At 55.4% G+C, this 18,077-nt stretch carries 15 protein-coding genes; 2 read left to right on the forward strand and 13 right to left on the reverse strand.

Annotated features, from left to right (window positions below; translation table 11 throughout):
• Positions 1-5: 5 nt before the first annotated feature.
• From nuoM to lrhA, 13 genes are all read right to left on the reverse strand, one after another.
• Positions 6-1,535 (reverse strand): NADH-quinone oxidoreductase subunit M, encoded by a 1,530-nt coding sequence (gene nuoM / locus FZF21_RS14715; RefSeq protein WP_003861498.1) that lies wholly within the window; start codon positions 1,533-1,535, stop codon positions 6-8.
• A 170-nt stretch (positions 1,536-1,705) separates the two neighbouring features.
• Positions 1,706-3,547: an NADH-quinone oxidoreductase subunit L gene (nuoL, locus tag FZF21_RS14720; RefSeq protein ID WP_003861497.1), complete on the reverse strand. Its 1,842-nt coding sequence runs from the start codon at positions 3,545-3,547 to the stop codon at positions 1,706-1,708.
• Entirely contained in the window at positions 3,544-3,846 is a 303-nt protein-coding gene (gene nuoK, locus FZF21_RS14725) for an NADH-quinone oxidoreductase subunit NuoK (RefSeq protein ID WP_003861496.1), read from the reverse strand. The genes nuoL and nuoK overlap by 4 nt, the downstream gene beginning before the upstream one ends.
• Complete coding sequence (gene nuoJ / locus FZF21_RS14730; RefSeq protein WP_003861493.1) at positions 3,843-4,397, reverse strand: NADH-quinone oxidoreductase subunit J; 555 nt, start codon at positions 4,395-4,397, stop codon at positions 3,843-3,845. The genes nuoK and nuoJ overlap by 4 nt, the downstream gene beginning before the upstream one ends.
• Positions 4,398-4,407: 10 nt before the next feature.
• Positions 4,408-4,950 carry an NADH-quinone oxidoreductase subunit NuoI gene (gene nuoI / locus FZF21_RS14735; RefSeq protein WP_003861491.1) on the reverse strand — a complete coding sequence of 181 codons (543 nt, stop codon included), beginning with the start codon at positions 4,948-4,950 and terminating at the stop codon, positions 4,408-4,410.
• 14 nt (positions 4,951-4,964) lie between these two features.
• Positions 4,965-5,942 carry an NADH-quinone oxidoreductase subunit NuoH gene (gene nuoH / locus FZF21_RS14740; RefSeq protein ID WP_003861490.1) on the reverse strand — a complete coding sequence of 326 codons (978 nt, stop codon included), beginning with the start codon at positions 5,940-5,942 and terminating at the stop codon, positions 4,965-4,967.
• Positions 5,939-8,662 carry an NADH-quinone oxidoreductase subunit NuoG gene (gene nuoG, locus FZF21_RS14745; RefSeq protein WP_015572271.1) on the reverse strand — a complete coding sequence of 908 codons (2,724 nt, stop codon included), beginning with the start codon at positions 8,660-8,662 and terminating at the stop codon, positions 5,939-5,941. The genes nuoH and nuoG overlap by 4 nt, the downstream gene beginning before the upstream one ends.
• Before the next feature lie 54 nt (positions 8,663-8,716).
• Positions 8,717-10,054: an NADH-quinone oxidoreductase subunit NuoF gene (nuoF, locus tag FZF21_RS14750; protein WP_003861487.1), complete on the reverse strand. Its 1,338-nt coding sequence runs from the start codon at positions 10,052-10,054 to the stop codon at positions 8,717-8,719.
• The gene (nuoE, locus tag FZF21_RS14755; protein ID WP_006176513.1) at positions 10,051-10,551 is read right to left on the reverse strand and encodes an NADH-quinone oxidoreductase subunit NuoE; all 501 of its coding nucleotides are present in this window, start codon (positions 10,549-10,551) and stop codon (positions 10,051-10,053) included. The genes nuoF and nuoE overlap by 4 nt, the downstream gene beginning before the upstream one ends.
• 2 nt (positions 10,552-10,553) lie before the next feature.
• Positions 10,554-12,356 (reverse strand): NADH-quinone oxidoreductase subunit C/D, encoded by a 1,803-nt coding sequence (gene nuoC, locus FZF21_RS14760; RefSeq protein WP_149121261.1) that lies wholly within the window; start codon positions 12,354-12,356, stop codon positions 10,554-10,556.
• 89 nt (positions 12,357-12,445) lie between these two features.
• The gene (gene nuoB, locus FZF21_RS14765) at positions 12,446-13,120 is read right to left on the reverse strand and encodes an NADH-quinone oxidoreductase subunit NuoB (protein WP_003861482.1); all 675 of its coding nucleotides are present in this window, start codon (positions 13,118-13,120) and stop codon (positions 12,446-12,448) included.
• Between the two features lie 15 nt (positions 13,121-13,135).
• Positions 13,136-13,576, reverse strand: coding sequence for an NADH-quinone oxidoreductase subunit NuoA (nuoA, locus tag FZF21_RS14770; protein ID WP_003861475.1), 441 nt, complete (start codon positions 13,574-13,576; stop codon positions 13,136-13,138).
• Between the two features lie 631 nt (positions 13,577-14,207).
• Positions 14,208-15,146 carry a transcriptional regulator LrhA gene (lrhA, locus tag FZF21_RS14775; protein ID WP_017693002.1) on the reverse strand — a complete coding sequence of 313 codons (939 nt, stop codon included), beginning with the start codon at positions 15,144-15,146 and terminating at the stop codon, positions 14,208-14,210.
• Between the two features lie 937 nt (positions 15,147-16,083).
• Here lrhA and alaA point away from each other — a divergent pair.
• A complete protein-coding gene (gene alaA / locus FZF21_RS14780; RefSeq protein WP_003861471.1) occupies positions 16,084-17,298 on the forward strand; it encodes an alanine transaminase AlaA in 1,215 nt (404 codons plus the stop codon).
• A 117-nt stretch (positions 17,299-17,415) separates the two neighbouring features.
• On the forward strand, positions 17,416-18,015 hold the full coding sequence (gene yfbR, locus FZF21_RS14785; protein ID WP_003861468.1) for a 5'-deoxynucleotidase: 600 nt from the start codon (positions 17,416-17,418) through the stop codon (positions 18,013-18,015).
• The last annotated feature ends 62 nt before the right edge of the window (positions 18,016-18,077 follow it).

The following is an 18,077-nucleotide window of genomic DNA, read 5'->3' on the forward strand; positions in this document are numbered from 1 at the left end:
GCGAATTACGGCCTTGTAGTAGAAGCAGAATTAACAAACCACTGCTGGATGTTACCCATCGCGGAGTGCGAGGTATCCAGAATCGGCTGCGGATAGAAGCCCAACAGCACCAGCAGTACGACCAGCAGCAGGATGATGAACAGCTCACGCAGCGACATCCCCGGCAGTTCTTGTGCAGCAATTTCACTCTTCGCTTTACCGAAGTAAGCGCGGTGCAGCATCGCCAGCGAGTACACGGAGGCAAATACCAGACCAAAGGTGGAGATGACGGTGATCGTCGGTACCACGTTGAAGCTGCCGAACAGGATCATAAACTCGCCGACGAAGTTACCGGTACCCGGCATACCCAGAGTCGCCACCGCGAAGAACATGGAGAGCGCCGGCAGCCATTTCATTTTGCCCCACAGGCCGCCCATCATACGCATGTCGCGGGTATGCAGACGTTCGTACAGCTGACCACACAGGATGAAGAGACCGGCAGCAGACAGGCCGTGCGCAATCATCTGGATCACCGCGCCCTGGTATGCCAGCTGGCTGCCGGTGTAGATGGCAATCAGCACGAAGCCCATGTGGGAAACGGAGGTGTAAGCAATCAGACGTTTGATGTCGTACTGCGTGAAGGCCATCCATGCACCGTAGAAGATACCGATCACGCCCAGCCACATGGCAATCGGCGCGAACTCTGCGGAGGCGTTCGGGAACAGCGGCAGGGAGAAACGCAGCAGACCGTAGGCTGCCGTTTTCAGCAAGATACCCGCCAGGTCAACGGAACCCGCCGTTGGCGCCTGAGAGTGCGCGTCCGGCAGCCAGCCGTGCAGCGGTACGACCGGCATTTTCACCGCGAAGGCGATGAAGAAGCCGAGCATCAGCAGGTATTCCACACCGTGAGACATCGGGGTCTTCAGCAGGTCTTCGTAGTTGAAGGTCCACACGCCGGTCGCATTGTAATGCACAAATACCAGCGCCAGGATGGCAATCAACATCACCAGACCACTCGCCTGGGTGTAGATGAAGAACTTGGTGGCCGCCGTGATACGCGTTTTACCGTCGGATGCCTTGTGGCCCCACAGCGCGATCAGGAAGTACATCGGCACCAGCATCATCTCCCAGAAGAAGAAGAACAGGAACATGTCGATGGCCAGGAACACGCCGATCACGCCGCCCAGGATCCACATCAGGTTCAGGTGGAAGAAGCCCTGGTATTTTTCGATTTCTCGCCAGGAGCAGAGTACCGCCAGAACGCCGAGCAGACCGGTCAGCACCACCATCAGCAGCGACAGACCGTCAATCGCGAGGTGGATCGTAATACCGAAACGTGGGATCCACGGCAGAATGAACTCAGACTGCCACTGCGGAAGGCCCGCGGACTGGGTCAGTGAGTAGCCACCCTGCAACCAGAGTTGCAGACCAAGCGCGAGCGTCAATCCCATGGTGATCAGCGCGATCCAGCGCGGCATCTTCACGCCAAAGCGTTCAGTCTGCCAGCACAGGAAGCCGCCGATGAAGGGAATTAATATTAGCCAGGGTAGTAACATGGCGATTTTTATTCCTTGTTAAAGTCCCTCAGGGACCGATTTTCAACGAATTCGACAAAATTCACGTTTGAGTGTGGGGCCTTTTGCCCGGTGGCGCTTCGCTTACCGGGCCTACGGTCCGTAGGTCGGGTAAGCGCTAGCGCCACCCGACAATCCCCGCTAACTCAAAATCAACGCAACACCATCAGCAGCGCCAGTACGACAACCGCACCGATGCTCATGGACGCCACATACCAGCGCAGATAACCGTTCTCGCTGAACAGCAGGCCTTTACCTGCAAAGCGAGAGAGGATCGCCGGGATATTCATCAGGCTGTTCAGTGGATCGCGCTTCAGCAGCCACGCAATGCCCAGGAACGGCTTCACGAAGATCATGTCGTACAGCCAGTCGAAGCCCCATGCGTTGTACCACCAGGTGCCCAGCAGACGGCCCGGCGCGCTGTTGGCAACGGCAGTCACCAGCGTGCGTTTGCCCAGCCACAGCCATGCGGCAATCAGGATGCCCGCGATAGCCACTACGCCGGAGGTGATTTCAAGCGTCAGAACGCGACCGTGCTCAAGCTCGGTTGTCGCCGGCAGTACGCCCTGCAACGGTGGCACAATCATCGCGCCAACGAAGGTGGACAGGACCAGCAGCACAATCAGCGGCAGGTGGTGGGTAATCCCCTTCCCTGCGTGAGCGTGAATTTGTTCTTTACCGTGGAAGACGATGAAAATCATACGGAAGGTGTACAGGGAGGTCATAAACGCACCGACCAGACCCGCAACCATCAGATTGATATGACCATTCGCCATGGCGCCCGCCAGGATTTCGTCCTTACTGAAGAAGCCTGCGGTGATCAGCGGCAGTGCCGCCAGCGCCGCGCCGCCTACCAGGAAGCAGACATACACCAGCGGGATAGACTTACGCAGTCCGCCCATTTTGAAGATGTTCTGCTCGTGGTGGCAGGCCAGAATCACCGAACCGGATGAGAGGAACAGCAGCGCTTTAAAGAACGCGTGCGTCATCAGGTGGAAAATGGCCGCGTCCCACGCCTGAACGCCCAGCGCCAGGAACATGTAACCAATCTGGCTCATGGTGGAGTATGCGAGCACGCGCTTGATGTCGGTCTGCACCAGCGCGGCAAAGCCTGCCAGCACCAGCGTAACCGCACCGACAATACCCACCAGATGCAGAATTTCCGGGGTCATCAGGAACAGGCCATGGGTACGCGCAATCAGGTAGACACCGGCGGTGACCATGGTCGCGGCGTGGATCAACGCGGAGACAGGGGTTGGACCCGCCATCGCGTCGGCCAGCCATGTCTGCAACGGCAACTGCGCGGATTTACCCACAGCGCCACCCAGCAGCATCAGCGTTGCCCACCACAGCATGTTGTTGCCTGCTTCGAAGTGCGCCGGCGCCAGTTCCACCATTTCGCGGAAGTTTAGCGTGCCCAGTTCGTTGTAAAGAATGAACAGCGCGAAAGCGAGGAACACGTCACCCACGCGGGTCACGACGAACGCTTTCATGGCCGCTGCGCCATTCTTCGGATCGGTGTAGTAGAAACCGATCAGCAGGTAAGAACACAGACCCACGCCTTCCCAGCCCAGATACATCAGCAGCAGGTTATCGGCCAGCACCAGAACCACCATGCTGGCGATAAACAGGTTGGTGTAGGCGAAGAAGCGGGAGTATCCCTCTTCACCGCGCATGTACCAGGAGGCGAACATGTGGATCAGGAAGCCGACGCCGGTAACTACGGAGAGCATGGTCAGAGACAGACCATCCAGCACCAGGTTGAAACCGATGTTGAAGTTACCGACCGACATCCAGTTCCACAGCGGTACGCTGTAGGCCTGACGTCCATTGTTAAAGAAGTCGATACCCGCATACGCTGTGACCAGCGCAGCCAGGCCGATAGAGCCAATGCCCACGGTGGCAGACAGATTCTCAGACCAGCGGCCGCGAGAAAACGCCAGCAGCACGAAGCCAATCAGCGGAAAAATAATGGTTAAGGCAAGCATGTTCATCCACGCAACTCACTTACTGAATCGATGTTCAGGTTCTGGCGGCGACGATGGAGCTGTAGCAACAGCGCCAGGCCAATACTCGCTTCAGCAGCCGCGAGGCTGATGGCGAGAATGTACATCACCTGACCATCGGTCTGGCCCCAGTAGCTACCGGCGACCACAAAGGCCAGCGCGGAAGCGTTGATCATGATTTCCAGACCGATCAGCATAAACAGCAGATTGCGGCGGATAACCAGACCGGTTAAGCCCAGAACGAATAAAATCGCAGCGAGGATCAGTCCATGTGTTAAGGGGATCATGCGCGTTCCTCCGTTTTTCTTTTCGCGCGGTCGTCAGTGCGGTTGCTCAGCACCTCGCCGACACGCTCTTCGCGGCCAACGTGGAAGGCCACAACCAGACCCGCCAGCAGCAGCATTGAGGCCAGCTCAACCGCCAGAACGTACGGACCAAACAGGGTGATACCCACAGCTTTCGCGCTGATTGGCGTCCCGTCGATACCCTGGTCGTTGACGCCCAGAATGGCGTAAACAATCACCGCCAGCATGATGGCCGACAAAATTGCCGGACCAATCCACACCTGCGGTTTTAACCACTGACGTTCCTGCTCAATTTCAGAGCCGCCCAGGTTCAGCATCATCACCACGAACACAAACAGCACCATGATGGCCCCGGCGTAGACGATGATTTCCAGCGCACCAGCGAAGTGCGCGCCCAGCGCAAAGAACACCCCGGAAATAGCCAGCAGCGAAATGATTAAATACAGCAGCGCATGCACCGGATTGGTGTGCGTGATCACTCGCAGCGTAGCCAGGATGGCGATAAGGCCACAGATATAAAAAGCGAATTCCATTGCCCTCTCCTTACGGTAACAGGCTCTTGACGTCGATAGGCTTAGCTTCGTTCTCTGCTTCGCCTTTATCTTTGCCGTCGATTGCCATACCCGCCATCCGGTAGAAGTTATATTCCGGGTATTTGCCCGGACCGGAAATCAGCAGATCCTCTTTCTCGTACACCAGATCCTGACGCTTGTACTCACCCAGCTCGAAGTCTGGAGTCAGCTGAATCGCCGTGGTTGGGCACGCTTCTTCACACAGACCGCAGAAAATGCAGCGTGAGAAGTTGATGCGGAAGAACTCAGGGTACCAGCGGCCGTCTACCGTCTCTGCTTTTTGCAGAGAGATACAGCCCACCGGACACGCTACCGCACACAGGTTACAGGCAACGCAACGCTCGGAACCGTCCGGGTCGCGCGTCAGCACGATACGTCCACGGTAGCGCGGCGGCAGATATACCGGCTCTTCCGGGTACATCCGGGTTTCGCGTTTGGCAAACGCATGCAGGCCGATCATCCAGATACTGCGTACCTGGGTGCCGAAACCTACCAATAATTCTTTTAAGGTCATGATCTCAAAGCCCCTTATGGCTGCTGCCAGAGAATGACAGCCGCCGTTACCAACAAGTTGACGAGCGTCAGCGGCAGGCACACTTTCCAGCCGAAGGACATTACCTGGTCATAACGCGGACGCGGTAACGCTGCGCGAATCAAAATGAACATCATCATGAAGAACGCGGTTTTCAGCGCGAACCAGATGAACGGCGGTAAGAACGGGCCATGCCAGCCACCAAAGAACAGCGTTACCATCAACGCGGAAATGGTGACGATACCGATGTACTCGCCCACGAAGAACAGACCGAACTTCATACCGGAATATTCAATGTGGTAACCGTCGGCCAGTTCCTGTTCGGCTTCTGGCTGGTCAAACGGGTGACGGTGACACACCGCCACGCCCGCGATGGCAAAGGTAATAAACCCAAAGAACTGCGGGATAACGTTCCAGATGTCGGCCTGGTTATTGACGATGTCGGTCATGTTAAATGAACCGGCCTGCGCCACCACGCCCATCAGGGAGAGACCCAGGAACACTTCGTAGCTCAGCGTCTGCGCGGAAGCACGCATCGCACCCAGCAGCGAGTATTTGTTGTTACTGGACCAGCCTGCGAACAGCACCGCGTAAACCGCGAGGCCTGCCATCATCAGGAAGAACAGAATGCCGATGTTCAGGTCAGCCACCACCCAGGTCGGGCTGACCGGAACGATAGCAAACGCCAGCAGCAGCGAGGTGAAGGCGATCATCGGCGCCAGCGTAAAGATCACGCGGTCCGAGAAGCGTGGAACCCAGTCCTCTTTAAAGAACATCTTGATCATGTCCGCGACCAGCTGGAGTGAACCACCCCAGCCCACGCGGTTCGGTCCGTAACGGTTCTGGAACAGACCGAGCAGACGACGTTCACCAAAGCTCATGAACGCGCCGCAGGTGACGACCACCAGCAGAATCACAACCGCTTTCAGAATGCTCAGCAGGATGTCGATAAGATCCGGCGTTAACCAACTCATGCTTTTGCCTCCTGAAGGTTATCAAGATGCGCACCCGCCAGGACCGGCGCGATGCCAGGCATACCCATCGGCAGACCCACCTGCCCTGCTGACAGGCGTTCAGAAATAATCAGCGGCAGGCTGATTGTCTGGCCGTCGTAGCTAAAGGCAATGTTCGCACCCGCGTTAACGCCAAGCTTCGCGGCATCCGCCGGGTTGAGCTTGATGTACGGCTGCGGCATACGCTGCTGGAATACCGGAGAACGCTGGGACATTTCGTCGCTACCGAACAGATGGTAGTACGGTGCAATACGCCAGTGACCTTCCTGCGCCTGGAAGCTCGCCGGAACGGTGGTGAAGAAGTCCAGACCGGTTTCGGAGGCTTCAATCAGACGCACGCCCGGATCGCCGTGGCGCAGGTGACCGCCCACTTCAGCCTGGAACTTGTTCCATGCCTGCGGGGAGTTCCAGCCCGGTGCCCATGCAAACGGGATTTGCGAACGCGGCGCAGACGGCTGGTTGTTCCCTTCCATCGAGAAGGCAAACATGGTGTCTTTATCCTGCGGCTGACGCGGTTCGTGCACGCTGATGTTGGCGCGCATCGCGGTACGACCGCTGTAGCGGTGCGGCTCACGCGCCAGTTTCTGGCCGCGAATGCGGAAGCTTGCGTCAGGCGCGGCGTCTTTAATGCCCGCCAGCTGAGGCAGTTTCTCAACAACCGCGTCAATAACGTGGTCGAGCTGCGTCCAGTCCACTTCACGGCTCTGCACGGTACTGTGCAGAGAGTGCAGCCAGCGCCAGCTTTCCAGCATCACGGTGTTGCTGTCGTAGTAGGCCGGGTCATAAACCTGGAAGAAACGCTGGGCGCGGCCTTCGTTGTTGATCACCGTCCCGTCGCTTTCTGCGAAGCTTGCCGCAGAGAGCACCAGGTGCGCTTTGTCCATGATCGCGGTGCGCTGATGGTCGATAACCATCACCAGCGGCGCTCTGGAGAGCGCGGCGTCAACGCGAGCGGCAGAAGCATGGCGATGCAGGTCGTTTTCCAGCACCACAACGGCGTCAGCGGCACCGGATTCCAGTTCGCTTAACGCGTCTTCCAGCGAGCCGCCGCCAATCATACCCAGACCGATGCTGTTCACCGCACGGGCAATCATAGTCACACCGACGTCAGCGCCGCGGCCCTTCAGGGCTTTGGCAACGTTCGCTGCGGCCTGAATGATTTCAGCGCTACCGGCGTTGGTACCGGAAATAATCAGAGGTTTCTTCGCCCCCGCCAGCGCCTGAACAATCACGTCGACCTTGTTTTGCAGGTCACGATCCAGTTCAACGGCCGGCGAGCTGCTGTCCAGCGCGTGGGCAATGGCAAAGCCGAGGCGCGCCTGATCTTCAACCGGCGCGCAGTAGGTCCACGCGGCGATATCGTCCAGACGGGTGTTGTCGACGTTAGTCACAAACAGAGGATGCTTCGCGCGCTGGCCGATGTTAAGAATGGCCGCAATCTGCCAGTCAGCCACTTTCTGCGCCGCTGCCATTTCACGTGCTTTGCCTTTCACCGCCTGACGAACCGCCAGAGCCGCGCGTGCACCAGTCTGCGTCAGGTCTTCACCCAGCACCAGAACCGCATCATAAGATTCGATTTCGCGCAGCGCAGGCGTATGAATGCCGCCTTCACGCAGCACTTTCAGCACCAGCTGGAGACGTTCCTGCTCGCCCTGGGCGATACCGGTATAGAAGTTTTCCGCCCCAACCAGCTCGCGCAGCGCGAAGTTGCTTTCGATGCTGGCGCGCGGGGAACCGATGCCGATCACTTTCTTCGACTGACGCAGAATATCTGCCGCGCCCTGCATCGCCTGCTCAGCGTTCAGGGTAATGACGTCATCGCCACGGCGCTGAACCGGCTGACGCGGACGGTCTTTCAGGTTCACATAGCCATAGCCGAAACGACCGCGGTCGCAGAGGAAGTAGTGGTTAACTGTACCGTTGTAACGGTTTTCGATACGACGCAGTTCGCCGTAACGTTCACCCGGGCTGGTGTTACAGCCAAGGGAGCACTGCTGGCAGATGCTTGGCGCAAACTGCATGTCCCATTTACGGTTGTAACGTTCAGAGTGGGTTTTATCCGTGAATACGCCGGTCGGACAGATTTCTACCAGGTTACCGGAGAATTCGCTTTCCAGCGTACCGTCTTCCGGACGACCGAAGTAGACGTTGTCATGCGCGCCATATACGCCCAGATCCTGTCCGTCTGCATAATCTTTGTAGTAACGCACGCAGCGGTAGCAGGCGATGCAGCGGTTCATTTCGTGAGAGATGAACGGCCCCAGATCCTGGTTACGGTGGGTACGCTTGGTAAAGCGATAGCGACGGAAGCTGTGACCGGTCATGACGGTCATATCCTGAAGGTGGCAGTTACCGCCCTCCTCACACACCGGACAGTCGTGCGGGTGGTTGGTCATCAACCACTCCACCACGCTTTCGCGGAACTGTTTGGCTTCTTCGTCATCAATCGAAATAAAGGTGCCTTCGGCGGCTGGCGTCATACAGGACATCACCAGGCGACCACGCGTGTCTTCCGCGTTTTGATATTGCTTCACCGCACACTGGCGGCAAGCACCGACGCTGCCCAGCGCCGGATGCCAGCAAAAGTACGGAATATCGAGGCCAAGAGACAGACAAGCTTCCAGCAGGTTGTCCGCCCCGTTGACTTCGTATTCTTTGCCGTCTACATGAATCGTAGCCATTAGCATGCTTCCAGTTGGCTCGGCCGAAACCGAGCGTTAATCAAAATTCTGTTTTTACCAGCGCGCTTTCAGCAGGTTCGGCTGAATACCATTGATCGAATGGGTATTGCTGAACGGCTGCTTGATGCCTGCTTCGAATTCGTCGCGGAAATATTTAATCGCGCTTTGCAGCGGCTCGACGGCGCCCGGTGCGTGGGCACAGAAGGTTTTACCCGGCCCTAAGAATCGACACAGTTGCTCAAGTGTCTCGATATCGCCAGGCTGGCCTTCGCCACGTTCGATAGCACGCAGGATCTTCACGCTCCACGGCAGACCATCACGGCACGGTGTACACCAGCCGCAGGACTCGCGGGCGAAGAACTCTTCCAGGTTACGCACCAGGGATACCATGCCGATCTCATGGTCGACGGCCATCGCCAGCGCCGTACCCAGACGGCTGCCTGCTTTACCAATGCTTTCGAACTCCATTGGCAGGTCAAGGTGGGCTTCGGTCAGGAAGTCCGTCCCTGCCCCACCCGGCTGCCAGGCTTTGAATTTCAGGCCATCGCGCATGCCGCCGGCGTAGTCTTCAAGAATTTCGCGTGCGGTGGTGCCGAACGGCAGCTCCCAGACGCCAGGGTTCTTCACGCGACCGGAGAAGCCCATCAGCTTGGTACCGGCATCTTTGCTTGAGGAGATGCCCTGATACCACTCCACGCCGTTCGCGAGGATCGCCGGGACGTTGCACAGGGTTTCGACGTTGTTGACGCAGGTCGGTTTACCCCACACGCCGGAGCTTGCCGGGAACGGTGGCTTGGAGCGCGGGTTCGCGCGGCGGCCTTCCAGGGAGTTAATCAGCGCGGTTTCTTCACCGCAGATATAACGCCCGGCACCGGTGTGCACGAACAGCTCGAAGTCAAACCCGGTGCCCAGGATGTTTTTACCCAGCAGACCGGCTTCAGTGGCTTCGGCAATCGCGCGACGCAGGTTTTCAGCCGCTTCGATGTATTCACCGCGCAGGAAGATATAGCCACGGTACGCTTTCAGCGCGAACGCGGAGATCAGCATGCCTTCCACCAGCAGGTGCGGCAGCTGTTCCATCAGCAGGCGGTCTTTATAGGTACCCGGCTCCATTTCATCGGCGTTACACAGCAGGTAACGGATGTTCATGGATTCATCTTTCGGCATCAGACTCCACTTCAGACCGGTGGAGAAGCCCGCGCCCCCGCGGCCTTTCAGGCCAGACTCTTTCACCGCGTTAACGATGTCGTCCGGCGCCATGCCGCCAAGGGCTTTACGCGCGCCGGCATAGCCGTTTTTGCTCTGATATTCGTCGAGCCAGACCGGCTGTTTGTCATCACGCAGACGCCAGGTCAGCGGATGCGTCTCAGCAGTACGAATTACAGTTTTCATTTGTACTGCTCCAGCAGGTCAGGAATCGCTTCCGGCGTCAGATGGCTGTGAGTGTCCTCATCAATCATCATGGTCGGCCCCTTGTCGCAGTTACCCAGGCAGCAGGTTGGCAGCAGAGTAAAGCGTCCGTCGAAGGTGGTCTGGCCCGGCTTGATATTGAGTTTCTTCTCAATCGCAGCCTGAATGCCCTGATAACCGGTGATGTGGCAGACCACGCTGTCACAGTAGCGGATCACATGGCGGCCTACCGGCTGACGGAAGATCTGGCTGTAGAACGTGGCTACGCCTTCTACGTCACTTGCCGGAATGCCCAGCACTTTTGCGATCTCGTAGATCGCCCCATCCGGCACCCAACCACGCTGTTTCTGTACGATTTTCAGCGCTTCAATGGACGCCGCACGCGGGTCTTCGTAGTGGTGCATCTCGTGCTCAATGGCGGCACGCTCTGCTTCACTCAGCTCAAAAGCCTCGGTTTGTGGTTGTTGATTCTCGTGCATAATTAGCGGTCCACATCTGACATAACAAAATCGATACTACCCAGATACACAATCAGGTCGGAGACCAGACTGCCGCGAATGGCGGCCGGGATCTGCTGCAAGTGTGCGAAGCTTGGCGTACGCACGCGGGTGCGGTAGCTCATGGTGCTGCCGTCGCTGGTGAGGTAGTAGCTGTTGATACCCTTGGTCGCTTCAATCATCTGGAAGGATTCCTGTGCCGGCATGACCGGGCCCCAGGAAACTTGCAGGAAGTGGGTGATCAGGGTTTCGATATGTTGCAGCGTGCGCTCTTTCGGTGGCGGCGTCGTCAGCGGGTGATCCGCCTTGAACGGGCCTTCCGGCATGTTGTTGAGGCACTGCTCAAGGATGCGCAGGCTCTGGCGCAGCTCTTCCACTTTCAGCATCACGCGGGTATAGCAGTCGGATACGCCGCCGCCAACCGGGACTTCAAAGTCGAAGTTCTCGTAACCAGAGTAAGGACGGGCTTTACGCACGTCGAAATCAATACCCGTCGCACGCAGACCTGCACCTGTGGTTCCCCACTCCAGCGCTTCTTTCGCGCCGTAGGCAGCAACGCCCTGGGAACGGCCTTTCAGGATGGAGTTACGCAGCGCGGCTTTCTCGTAAGACGCCAGACGTTTTGGCATCCAGTCGAGGAATTCACGCAGCAGACGGTCCCAGCCGCGCGGCAGATCGTGCGCCACACCGCCGATGCGGAACCAGGCCGGGTGCATACGGAAACCGGTAATCGCTTCCACCAGATCGTAGATTTTCTGACGGTCGGTAAAGGCGAAGAAGACCGGCGTCATCGCGCCGACGTCCTGAATGAACGTGGAGATGTACAGCAGGTGGCTGTTAATACGGAACAGTTCAGACAGCATCACACGAATCACGCTAACGCGATCCGGGACGGTGATGCCTGCCAGCTTCTCAACGGCCAGCACGTATGGCATTTCGTTCACGCAGCCGCCGAGGTATTCGATACGGTCGGTGTACGGAATGTAGCTGTGCCAGGACTGACGCTCGCCCATCTTCTCGGCACCACGGTGATGATAGCCGATGTCGGGCACGCAGTCGACAATCTCTTCGCCGTCAAGCTGAAGAATAATACGGAATGCACCGTGCGCAGACGGGTGGTTTGGACCGAGGTTGAGGAACATGAAGTCCTCGTTTTCGGTGCCGCGCTTCATGCCCCAGTCTTCCGGCTTGAAGGTCAGCGCTTCCATCTCCAGATCCTGCTTGGCTTTGGTCAGCTCAAACGGGTCGAATTCGGTGGCGCGTGCCGGGTAGTCTTTACGCAGCGGGTGGCCGGTCCAGGTCTGCGGCATCATGATGCGCGTCAGATGCGGGTGACCGTCGAAGGTCATGCCGAACATTTCCCAGGTTTCACGCTCGTACCAGTTGGCGTTCGGGAAAAGTTTGGTGATCGTCGGCAGATGCATGTCGTTTTCAGACAATGCCACCTTGAGCATGATATCCGTGTTGCGGTCTATTGAGATCAGGTGGTAGAAAACGGAAAAATCCGCAGCAGGGAGACCCTGGCGGTGCGTTCTCAGGCGTTCGTCCATGCCGTGTAAGTCAAACAGCATGACGTAAGGTTTTGGCAATTTCTTGAGGAAATCGACAACTTCCAGTAATTGCTCACGCTTCACCCAAACAACGGGTACCCCGGTGCGGGTGGCCTGAACAGTAAAGGCATCCGGCCCAAAACGGTTGCGCAGTTCGCCAATGACGGGGTCATCGAGATGATCCCGGGTCTGCCAGGCGGCTTCTTGCGCGGTTAAGTCGGTCATATTGTTCACCATTGCAAATGGTCCGTGGTGACTGTTAAGCCTGGCTTCGCGCTATTTGAGTAGTGATATGCGAAGGTGTTCTCCAGGCCCACAGGCGCAAATTAAATTTCGTCAGGCGTACGCAGGTTGGTGACGGCAATACGTTCACCACGTTTACGCTCGCGCTCAGACTGCATGTTCGCGCGATAGACACCCTGATCGCCAACAACCCATGAAAGCGGGCGGCGTTCTTTACCAATTGACTCCTGGAGCAGCATCAGCGCCTGCATATAGGCCTCTGGACGCGGCGGGCAGCCCGGGATGTACACATCCACCGGAATGAACTTATCAACGCCCTGCACAACGGAATAAATGTCGTACATACCGCCGGAGTTTGCACATGCGCCCATGGAGATAACCCATTTTGGCTCCAGCATCTGGTCATAAAGACGCTGAATAACCGGTGCCATCTTGGTAAAGCAGGTCCCGGCCACCACCATCAGGTCAGCCTGACGTGGAGAAGCACGCAGTACCTCGGCCCCAAAACGCGCAACGTCATGCACCGCAGTGAATGACGTCACCATTTCAACGTAGCAGCAAGAAAGGCCAAAGTTGTATGGCCAGATGGAGTTCTTACGACCCCAGTTGACCATGTCGTGCATGGCATGTTCGAGCTTGCCCATGTACACGCTTTTGTTGACTTCTTGCTCCAGGGGGTCGGTTACGATCTCCTGTTTTTGCAGGGGGTAACGGTCATTCTCACCGTTAGGATCTATGCGGGTGAGCGTATAATCCATCTTATTGCCTCGCTGTTACTGCTGACGATTAGAGATACTGTTTTCCGGGTTGATATGTTCACGGCGTGAACGCACAGGTGTCCAGTCCAGCGCGCCAATACGCACCAGATAAACCAGACCGGCCAGTAACACTAAAATGAAAATTGCGGCCTCGACAAAGCCCACCCAACCACTTTCGCGAATGGAGGTAGACCACGCGAAGAGGTAAAGCGCTTCCACGTCAAAAATGACGAAGAACATGGCTACCAGGTAGAACTTGGCAGACAGGCGTAAGCGAGCGGTACCTACTGAATCAATACCTGATTCGAAAGGTGTGTTTTTGTGCCTTGCGCGGGCGCGACCGCCCAGGAACCAGCCGCCGACTAACATCAGGCAGCACAGGCCAATGGCTACAATAAGAAAGATTGCGAATGCCCAGTGATGAGCGATGACTTCTGTGGATGTTGACATACTCATTGCTTACTCATCAAAAGTGATACCGACGACACTGCTCTTGCTGGCAGATGGGCATCACATCGATTCATGGGGAGGAACAAAATAACCTTACACTAACTGTCAGAAATGAGACATAGACAGCAAAATGATGGGGTTTTTTACTCCTTTCTATAACCTTTTGTCAACTTTAACAAAGGTTTCTTCACATTAAATTACAACGTGCGATTCTCATTAACATTTGGTGCCCTTTAACCCTGGTGGGTACATGACTTTCCGTCAAATGCATCTTGTTGAATCGTGTCCGTTTTGGAAGTAAAAAAAATAACCCTCCTATTTTGACAGGATTTGCCAACGATTCCTCCCCCTAAATGGGAGTATTTTCTTGATCTGAGACACGCTTTTGTTAATTCAATCAAAAAAACAGCAACATATTTCCTGTTTTTTTAACATCGGCGGGGTATGAGGTAAGTTAGAACAGGTATTGTTTACATCTTAACCAAAAACATTTTCTGCATTGATAAATAAGCGGTATTTGCTTTATCCCTGCTCCGTTCACGGTTATGAATAGCAAAAAAAACCACTCGCAGGAAAAAATCATGCGAGTGGCTCTTTTTTGCACTTACATTTTGTTACGAGAATTTTGAGGGAATGATCACTCAAAATCCCCTTCCACGATCAGGGAGTCGTCCCCTCCTTCGGGAGTAACAGGCGCGTACTGCCATGGATTGTGGTAGTTTTCCATTGCCTCGAACACCACTTTTGCCAGCTCGTTGTTGCTGGCGGCGTTATGGCACAGCAGGTACTCCGTATCCGGCAACGACGGGAGTCCCTCGGATTGACCCAGCACACGCAGATCGGGGCTCATCATCTCCACCGGACGGGCCGTTACGCCAAGCCCGGCCTTCACCGCCGCTCGCACTGCGGGCAAGGTTGACGCCACGTACGCCAGGCGCCATGGAATACCGGCTTCGTTGAGCGCAGCCAGCACCATATCGCGGAACGGACTCGGATCGTCCAGCAGGACCAGGGGTATCGGCTCACCTTTCTGCAATACATACTCCGCGGCACAGTACCAGTGCGTTGGAGAAGTACGCAGCGTCAGGCTGTCAAACTGGCCAGGTCGATGCGTGGTGACCACCAGGTCAACCTCGTTTTCTTTCAGCATCTCAACCATGAAGGCATTGCGTTTAACGCTAACGTCCAGGGCAAGCTTCGGATAAACCGAGCTAATTCGGTTGAGAAGGAAGGGTAAAATGGTATCTGCTGATTCATCTGACGCCCCTAATGTTAACACTCCCTGAAGGTTGCTAAACATTAATGACATACAGGCTTCATCATTAAAGCGCAGTATCTTTCTGGCATAACCCAGAAGCTGAATACCATGTTCTGTTAAAAGCTTATTACGTCCATGACGCGCAAAAAGCTCTTTACCAACCAGTTGTTCCAGCCGCTGCATTTGCTGACTCACGGCGGACTGGGTACGGCAAACGGCGGCAGCAGCTGCTGCAAAAGTGTTGAGATCGGCGACCGCAACAAACGTTCTCAGCAGATCGAGGTCGAGATTCATTATCGGACGATTTGCATTTATCATATCTTTTCACTTTCAGGTTGCTCGTGCGGAGCTGCCCGGGTTGAAGCTGTGTGTAACAGTTAAGCAATTCCTTCTGAAGAGTTTCCCTCGCATCCCGGCCCGGCAGACTGCCTGACAGATAGTTATTGTACTGCGGTATATCACCAGTCAGAAATCACGTTTCATGACGTTATTTTTATTCTCTTGCGTCCAGGATATTTCGTTGTTTGCAGGTCGATGTTAATACCATAAAGAGTAAGACATGTTTTCTGCCATCTATATCGCAGCGTTGGCAACGTAGCAAGATGTGACTTACCCAATCAGCCAGAGATAATTTTAACAATAACAATCGATTAATACAGGAAAGCAGTATCCGATATACGTAACAGGCCTATCGCTATGCTGCATTCCCGAAACACATCTTAACCCAAATCCACTATATTTATAAGTCTTATTGCAATATTAAGGATTTACCGCCAATGATAAGCAACTACACTCTTTTTATTAAAATTAACGAAAGTTGCATTTTCGTCGTTAATAATAAATAAAGTTTAATTTAGATTCAGGCCATTCATTAATAACCCTTAACATTAATTTCACATGAGTAACTTTTAACCTGGCTTTGCTAATATGGCAATCGGTATCTCAGCATTCAGGTTTTACGAATGGTCACTCAGGGGGACTAATGCATCAGCCCGAATCGTCTTTTTATTTATTCCAGAATAATATTCATCCTTATATGAAATTTTTAGCATAAACCACCCAGCACCCCTCTTTATCACGATAAATTCAGGCACAAAATCACTCCGTCGTTAGAGTAAGCGATTACCGCGGCATTGCCCGGTTGGACGAAATCTTCTTCTGTGCGCCCTTCAAAACGAAGCGCGGTGGGAGTACATTGTTCCGTGCTCACTTCCACGGCAGGAAGTTGCAATAATAGCGAAAAGGTTAAAGGTTCATGTCCCCTATCGAAAAATCCAGCAAGCTCGACAACGTCTGTTACGACATCCGTGGCCCGGTACTCAAAGAGGCAAAACGCCTTGAAGAGGAAGGCAATAAGGTTCTGAAACTCAACATCGGCAACCCCGCGCCATTTGGTTTTGAAGCGCCGGATGAGATCCTGGTGGATGTGATCCGTAACCTGCCCACTGCACAAGGCTACTGCGATTCAAAAGGGCTTTATTCCGCCCGTAAAGCCATCATGCAGCACTATCAGGCTCGCGGTATGCGCGACGTCACCGTTGAAGATATCTACATTGGCAACGGTGTCTCGGAGCTGATCGTTCAGGCGATGCAGGCGCTCCTGAACAGCGGCGATGAAATGCTGGTTCCTGCCCCGGATTATCCGCTGTGGACGGCTGCGGTGTCCCTGTCCAGCGGTAAAGCGGTGCACTACCTGTGCGACGAATCCTCTGACTGGTTCCCGGATCTGGATGATATTCGCGCCAAAATTACCCCGCGCACCCGGGGTATCGTGATCATTAACCCGAATAACCCGACGGGTGCGGTCTATTCAAAAGAGCTGCTGATGGAGATCGTCGAGATCGCCCGCCAGCACAACCTGATCATCTTTGCCGACGAGATTTACGACAAGATCCTGTACGACGCGGCGCAGCACCACTCTATCGCCGCGCTGGCGCCCGATCTGCTGACGGTCACCTTTAACGGACTGTCTAAAACTTACCGCGTTGCCGGTTTCCGTCAGGGCTGGATGGTACTGAACGGTCCGAAAAAACATGCGAAAGGCTACATTGAAGGGCTGGAGATGCTGGCATCCATGCGTCTGTGCGCCAACGTACCGGCGCAACATGCGATCCAGACAGCTCTCGGCGGCTATCAAAGCATCAGCGAGTTTATCGTTCCAGGCGGCCGCCTGTATGAACAGCGCAACCGCGCATGGGAATTGATTAATGATATTCCGGGCGTCTCCTGCGTGAAGCCTAACGGCGCGCTGTACATGTTCCCGAAAATCGACGCGAAGCGCTTCAATATTCACGACGACCAGAAAATGGTGCTCGACTTCCTGTTGCAGGAAAAAGTGCTGCTGGTTCAGGGGACGGCGTTTAACTGGCCGTGGCCGGATCACGTGCGTATCGTCACCCTGCCGCGCGAAGACGATCTCGAGATGGCCATCAGCCGCTTCGGGCGCTTCCTCTCCGGGTACCATCAGTAACGCTGACTTTTCGCCGGGTAGCGCTGTGCTTACCCGGCCTGCAACATCCGCAAATTTGCATCTTCCCTCCCCCCCCCGCACAATGAAGTCTGTCGCAGTGAAGACATAAGGTAACCTATGAGTCAGAGTCATTTCTTTGCCCACCTCTCCCGCCTGAAACTCATCAACCGCTGGCCGCTGATGCGCAACGTGCGCACTGAAAATGTGTCTGAGCACAGTTTGCAGGTTGCCATGGTCGCGCACGCGCTGGCCGCGATTAAAAACCGCAAATTCAACGGGCAGGTGAATGCCGAACGTATCGCCCTGCTGGCGATGTATCACGATGCATCGGAAGTGCTGACCGGGGATCTGCCTACGCCGGTGAAATATTTCAACTCGCAGATTGCCCAGGAATATAAGGCCATTGAGAAGATTGCCCAGCAGAAGCTGATCGACATGGTGCCTGAAGAGCTGCGCGATATCTTCGGGCCGCTGATCGATGAGCATCAGTATACGGAAGAGGAGAAATCCCTGGTTAAGCAGGCCGATGCGCTGTGCGCCTACCTGAAGTGTCTGGAAGAGTTATCCGCCGGGAATAACGAATTTTTACTGGCAAAAACGCGTCTGGAAAAAACGCTGGAATCCCGTCGCAGCGAAGAGATGGACTACTTTATGCGCGTGTTTGTGCCGAGCTTCCATTTGTCGCTGGATGAGATTAGCCAGGATTCGCCACTCTGATTTTCGCCCAGCGGCGCTGCGCTTGCAGGGCCTACGGGGTTGTAGGCCGGGTAAGGCGTAGC

The sequence above is a fragment of the Enterobacter sp. LU1 genome (assembly GCF_008271405.2).
In the GTDB taxonomy this organism is placed as follows: Bacteria; Pseudomonadota; Gammaproteobacteria; order Enterobacterales; family Enterobacteriaceae; genus Enterobacter; species Enterobacter hormaechei_C.